The sequence below is a fragment of the Chitinophaga sp. genome (assembly GCF_036569125.1).
Taxonomy (GTDB): domain Bacteria; phylum Bacteroidota; class Bacteroidia; order Chitinophagales; family Chitinophagaceae; genus Chitinophaga.
This window is the reverse complement of the sequence record NZ_DATCRF010000781.1, coordinates 1-6,094: the sequence shown is the minus strand read 5'-3', so window position 1 is coordinate 6,094 and position 6,094 is coordinate 1. Positions and strand designations below refer to the sequence as shown.

Sequence of the window (6,094 nt, the reverse complement as noted above, 5' to 3'; positions counted from 1 at the left end):
ATGCTTTCTCCTTTTAGCTTTCCGCTTTAAATTGTATCTTGCCCCCCGTATTAACATCTGTTCATCCCCGTGCAATATCTGAAACTACTCAGGCCTCATCATTGGGTCAAAAATCTGTTCCTGTTTATTCCCCTCTTTTTTGCGGGAGAACTATTTTATCTGTCTACCATCGGTCATCTTTTAGCCGCCTTTTTTGCGTTCAGCCTTACGGCCAGCAGTATCTATATCATAAATGATTATAAGGATATTGAAGCCGACCGTGCGCACCCGGTTAAAAGCAAACGTCCCCTGGCCTCCGGCGCAGTATCGCCCACAGCCGGCCTGGTGCTGTTTGTAGTGTGCATGGTCATAGGCCTGGGACTGGCCTGGTATGTTAAACCAAAATTCCTGTTCGTAGTAGGTATCTATTTTATTTTAAACCTGTTATACTCTCTTGGGTTAAAGAATATTTCCATCCTGGACATCATCATCCTTTCCACTGGTTTTGTGCTGCGTATTAAAGCAGGCGGTATTGCCTCCGGCACCGCAGTATCTTCCTGGCTCATAGTAATGGTGTTCCTGCTGGCGCTGTTCATGGCAGTAGCCAAGCGCCGGGATGATGTGATCATTAAACAGGTGTCCGGCCAGGAAATGCGCAAAGCCGCCAAAGGGTATAACATGGATTTCATGAACGTAACACTGGCCTTATTGTCTGCCGTGATCATTGTGTGCTACCTCATGTACACCCTGGATCCGGTGACCATGGTGCGCTTTAGCACCCACCGCCTTTTTTACACCACCCTTTTTGTTATTGCGGGATTATTACGATATTTGCAAATAACCTACGTAGAGAACAATACCGGTTCTCCCACTAAGATCCTGTACAAAGACCGCTTCATACAGTTAACCATAGCCCTGTGGATCCTAAGTTTTTATGTGATCATTTATTTACCGGCAAACAAAAGTTTTTTTGACTAATGCAAAAACGGTTAGCAAATTGGGGCAATTATCCTGTAGTAGCAAGCGAAGAAAGCTCTTTCTCCAGGGAAGATCAGTTACAGGACCTGCTTCACACAGAAACACCCCTCATTGCACGGGGCAACGGACGCTGTTATGGAGATGCATCCCTGGGCACACACAGCATCTCTACTCTTAAATACGATAAAGTTCTAAGCTTTGATATTGAAAAGGGCCTGTTTGAATGCCAGGCCGGCGTTACGCTGGACCAGATCCTGGATATAATAGTGCCCAAAGGCTGGTTCCTGCCGGTTACCCCCGGCACCAAGTTCATTACCGTTGGCGGCGCAGTAGCCTCCGATGTGCATGGCAAGAACCACCATGTGGATGGCGCCTTTTCCAACCAGGTGGTATCTATGGATGTGATCACCTCCCAGGGGCTTATCACCTGCTCTCCTGACCAGGAGCCCGACCTGTACTGGGCTACCTGCGGCGGCATGGGCCTTACCGGCATTATTACCCGGGTGCTGTTCCGCCTGAAGAAAGTAGAAACCTCCTATATAAAACAGAAGCAGATCAAAGCCCGCAACCTGGACGAAGTGATCCGCCTGTTCGAGGAAAACAAGCACTATACCTACTCCGTAGCCTGGATCGATTGCCTGCAGAAAGGTGACTCCTTTGGCCGGAGCATTTTAATACTGGGCGAGCATGCCACCAAAGCAGAGCTATCGCCTCAGCAAGCGCAGGCCCCTCTGCAGCTACCCTCCAAAAAGAAGCTCACCATCCCTTTCAACCTGCCGTCATTTGTGCTGAACACCTTTACCGTAAAGGCGTTCAACTGGCTGTATTATGCCAAGAACACCAAACGGGAGATCAATAATGTGGTGTCTTACGAACCCTTCTTTTACCCGCTGGATGCTTTCCTGCACTGGAACCGGGGTTATGGCAAAGCTGGTTTTGTACAATACCAGTTTGTGCTGCCTATGGATCAGAAACAGGGCCTGGTAGAGATCCTGCAGCGTATCAGCAGCAAAGGCCTGGGATCTTTCCTGGCTGTGCTGAAGGTATTTGGCCATCAGGACGATCTTATCTCCTTCCCTATGGAAGGCTATACCCTGGCGCTGGACTTTCCCGTGCGCAAAGGTTTATTTGAGTTCCTGGACGAGCTGGATGCCCTGGTGCTGCAATACGGCGGCCGCCTGTACCTTTCCAAGGATGCCCGCATGAAGCAGGAAGTGTTTTGGCAAAGCTATCCTCACGTACAGCGTTTTGCAGGGATCGTAAAACAATACAACAGCGATAACCGCTTCCGTTCCTTACAATCCGACCGCCTCTTGCTGACGGCTGCGCCGCAGCAGCCGGAATTAATAATGAATAGTGAAGAATTAATAATCAGGGAAGCAGTAGTTAAATAATTAGCTATTACTTCATTATAGATCTTTCATCTGTTCACATTTATAAAAAATATAACCGGCAAAAACACCTGTGCATTGAAGCAATTAGCAATACCGCGGGGCAATGGTGCCCATGATTATTAATTTTAAATTCTTCATTATCAATTATAAAAAAACCGATCAGAAGCACCTTTGCATCAGTGTTTTAGTCATACTGCGTGGTAGTTGTGCTCTCGATTATTAATTCTTAATTCTTCATTATTAATTATAAAGATGACTGTTTTAATTCTGGGTGCAGGATCCGATATGGCTGTAGCCCTGGCCCGTCAGTTTGCCGCCGAAAAGTACGATGTGCAGCTGGCTGCCCGCAACACCTCTTTTTTACAGGCGCAGGAGAACGACCTGCGCATACGCTATGGCATCAATGCCAGCTCCCATGCTTTTGATGCGGTTGATTTTGCCAGCCACCCTGCTTTTTACGAAAGCCTGCCGGTGAAGCCCGATATTACTATCTGCGTGTTCGGCTACCTGGGCGATCAGGAGCTGGGACAAAGCAACTGGCAGGAAGCCAGCCGTATTATTCACACCAACTACACCGGCGCCGTTTCTATCCTGAACGTAGTAGCTGCAGATTATGCTGCCCGCCGCCAGGGTACCATTATAGGCATTAGCTCTGTTGCCGGCGAGCGTGGCCGCCAGAGCAATTATTTATATGGCAGCGCCAAAGCCGGTTTTACCGCTTACCTGAGCGGCCTTCGCAACCGCCTGTTTCACAATGGTGTGCATGTAATGACCGTACAACCTGGATTTGTATATACCCGCATGACGGAAGGTTTAACCCTGCCTCCGCTTTTAACCGCCCAGCCAACAGACGTAGCCAGCGCTATTGTAAAGGCTGCCAAAGCAAAGAAAAATGTGTTGTACGTAAAATGGTTTTGGCGCTATATCATGTTGATTATTAAGTCGATACCTGAGTTTATCTTCAAAAAATTAAAATTATAAAATAGCTGCCTGCAAGTAATTAGCTGATAATAGTTAATGCTTAATTTCAGTTGATTATCAACTCTTAATGGCCTGCCAATCTTACAATTAAATATGAAGCAAACGATCGCTTTCTTTGATTTTGATGGTACTATCACTACCAAGGATACCATGTTTGAGGTGATCCGCTACCAGAAAGGCAGCGGGGCTTTATACCTGGGATTCCTGCTGTTATCCCCCCTGTTGGTGCTGTTTAAATTAAAGCTGGTCTCCAGTCATACCATGAAAGAGATCTTTTTGCGCCACTTTTTCAAAGGCACAGCAGTGGCTCCTTTTCGGGAAAAATGCGCTGCCTTTTGCCAGGAACGCCTGCCTGCGCTTATACGCCCCGGCGCGCTGGCGGCGATCAAAGAACACCAGGAAAAGGGGCACCAGGTGGTAATAGTAACGGCCTCCGCACAGGATTGGGTAGGCCCCTGGTGTGAGAAAATGAACATCACCTGCATTGCCACCCAGCTGGAAGTAAAAAATGAGCAGCTGACCGGTAACATATTGGGCCTTAATTGTAATGGGGATGAGAAGGTATGCCGTATTAAGAACGAATATGACCTGGAGCTTTTTGAAAATATTTTTGCCTATGGCGATAGCAGCGGCGACAAAGCCATGCTGGCCATAGCAGGAACCAGCCGGTTTAAGCCGTTCCGGGATTAAGGAATTAAAAATTATTGGGGCCAGGAATGACATACGTTCCTACTATCCAACACACGCCCGTGCTCAATAACACCATGGCAAATGCCGCTAAATAACTTTTAGCTTTTGCAGGATTATCGTACTTATAATGCCTTTTCATTTTGTAGTAAATAACCGGGTAAAGCGTGATGGCTGGCAAAAACCAGTAGATCTGCTCTATCCAATAGCCCCAGTTAACCGGTAACGGCGAGTTAAATATCAATGCTATCTCAATTAGCACTATCACGTACAATACAAGAAAAGTCATCACAAATGCAACCGCATTGATGATCATTAAATGACTCCAGTTGATCCCGGATCTGTAGATAGCTTTCAGCATCGTTATAATTCCTTGCAATATATTAATATGTTACGACATATAACGTCGATAACTTTGTAGCCCACTTCTTACTCCACTCAACGGCTCTTAACAATTTGATCCTCAATCATATTTATCCAGGTTGATCGCCCTTCATCATAATAATCAGCAATTATTTACCCTGAATCCCTAACTTAATGAAAACCTACCTGTAGCATGACAACGACTGCGATCCCTGCCTCTCCACGCAATGTATCTATTGACCTTCTGCGGGGCCTGGTAATGTTCATTATGGCGCTGGATCATGTGCGCGACCTGTTACATGCCGATGTTCTGATCTATAACCCGCTGGATGAAACCAAAACCACCGCCCTGCTCTATGCCACCCGCTGGATCACACATTTTTGCGCGCCTACCTTTGTAATGCTGGCCGGTGCATCCGCTTACCTGATGGGTACCCGGCGTACCAAAGCGGCGCTGTCTTACTTTCTGCTTACCCGCGGTTTGTGGCTGGTGTTCGTAGATATGGTGATCATGAGCTTTGGCTGGTCTTTTACCTTGCACGCGTTGTTGTTTGGCGTACTCTCAACCATGGGTGTAGGTATGATGATACTAGCGCTGCTTATTTACCTGCCCCAACGCCTGCTGCCGGTGCTGGGCCTGATCATTGTTTTTGGCCATAACCTGCTGGATGGGATCCGGTTTGCGCCTGGCTCTGTGGCGCAGGCGCTTTGGAGCTTTGTAAACGTTCCTAACATGCTGCCCGCTAACGGCTTTATTATTTTCATTGGTTATCCCGTGCTGGCCTGGCTGGGCGTGTTACTTTGCGGATATGGGCTGGGCATGTTATTCCGCCCGGGTTACGATCCTGATAAACGCAAACGCCTGCTGCGCTATATAGGGCTGGCGGCTGTTTTACTGTTTGTAATACTGCGGTACAGCAATGTTTACGGCAATCCCACTCCCTGGAAGCAGGGCGCTAATGCCCTGCAAACGCTCATGATCTTCTTTAACGTGCAGAAGTATCCGCCCTCCTTATTGTTTACCCTTATTACTTTGGGGCCGGTGCTGATCTTATTGTCGTTTATTGCAGATAAGCCCCTGCGGCCCAACAACCCGCTTGTATATTTCGGGCGCGTGCCGTTCTTTTATTATGTGCTGCATTTTCACATTATTCATATTATTGGTATTATCATTGGTGTGGCTATGGGGCACCCGCTTAGCTTTATGCTTACCTATAATTTTATCACGGACACTGCGCAGCTGAAAGGCCATTACGGCGTTTCCCTGGCAGCCGTGTATGCGATCTGGCTGCTGCTGGTAGCAGCCCTGTACCCGCTGTGCAAATGGTATGCAGGGTATAAGCAACGGCACCAGGACTGGCGCTGGCTAAGCTACCTGTGATCGTGTGCAAATGTGCAGATCTGCAGATGTGCAAATGAAGGAATCCAAAGATTTAAGTATCCCTAAAAACAAAATGTCCGGATGATATTATCACCCGGACATTTATATTATTGGCCTTTCGGCATCTATATCTCTTTAACTACCGGTGCCATCCATCTGCACACTTGCATATCTGCACACCGGCACATCATTACGCCGCTGCCTTAAACGTAGCCCTTTTCACTTAGGCGCTCTTCAGCTTAATAATGCCTACCCAGTTCATAACTTTCATTACGGGGTAAGTAGGATCCAGCTCAAACCATTTCTTGGCAAAGTTGGGACTGTCTTTGAA

At 47.4% G+C, this 6,094-nt stretch carries 6 protein-coding genes; 5 read left to right on the top strand and 1 reads right to left on the bottom strand.

The features are described from left to right. The first annotated feature begins 69 nt into the window (after positions 1 to 69). The 4 genes from VIM87_RS28810 to VIM87_RS28795 all read left to right on the top strand — a co-directional run bounded on the left by VIM87_RS28810 (position 70) and on the right by VIM87_RS28795 (position 4,022). Positions 70 to 957 (top strand): decaprenyl-phosphate phosphoribosyltransferase, encoded by an 888-nt coding sequence (locus VIM87_RS28810; RefSeq protein WP_332000329.1) that lies wholly within the window; start codon positions 70 to 72, stop codon positions 955 to 957. After that, positions 957 to 2,351, top strand: coding sequence for an FAD-binding oxidoreductase (locus VIM87_RS28805; RefSeq protein WP_332000328.1), 1,395 nt, complete (start codon positions 957 to 959; stop codon positions 2,349 to 2,351). The genes VIM87_RS28810 and VIM87_RS28805 overlap by 1 nt, the downstream gene beginning before the upstream one ends. Before the next feature lie 252 nt (positions 2,352 to 2,603). Further along, on the top strand, positions 2,604 to 3,332 hold the full coding sequence (locus tag VIM87_RS28800) for an SDR family oxidoreductase (RefSeq protein ID WP_332000327.1): 729 nt from the start codon (positions 2,604 to 2,606) through the stop codon (positions 3,330 to 3,332). Between the two features lie 93 nt (positions 3,333 to 3,425). After that, positions 3,426 to 4,022: an HAD-IB family hydrolase gene (locus VIM87_RS28795; protein ID WP_332000326.1), complete on the top strand. Its 597-nt coding sequence runs from the start codon at positions 3,426 to 3,428 to the stop codon at positions 4,020 to 4,022. 4 nt (positions 4,023 to 4,026) lie between these two features. On the opposite strand, the gene VIM87_RS28790 is transcribed toward VIM87_RS28795, so the two are convergent. Further along, complete coding sequence (locus VIM87_RS28790; RefSeq protein WP_332000325.1) at positions 4,027 to 4,380, bottom strand: hypothetical protein; 354 nt, start codon at positions 4,378 to 4,380, stop codon at positions 4,027 to 4,029. Positions 4,381 to 4,575: 195 nt separating this feature from the next. Between VIM87_RS28790 and VIM87_RS28785 the strand changes: the two genes are divergently transcribed. Continuing rightward, the gene (locus VIM87_RS28785; RefSeq protein WP_332000324.1) at positions 4,576 to 5,763 is read left to right on the top strand and encodes a DUF1624 domain-containing protein; all 1,188 of its coding nucleotides are present in this window, start codon (positions 4,576 to 4,578) and stop codon (positions 5,761 to 5,763) included. Positions 5,764 to 6,094 lie beyond the last annotated feature (331 nt).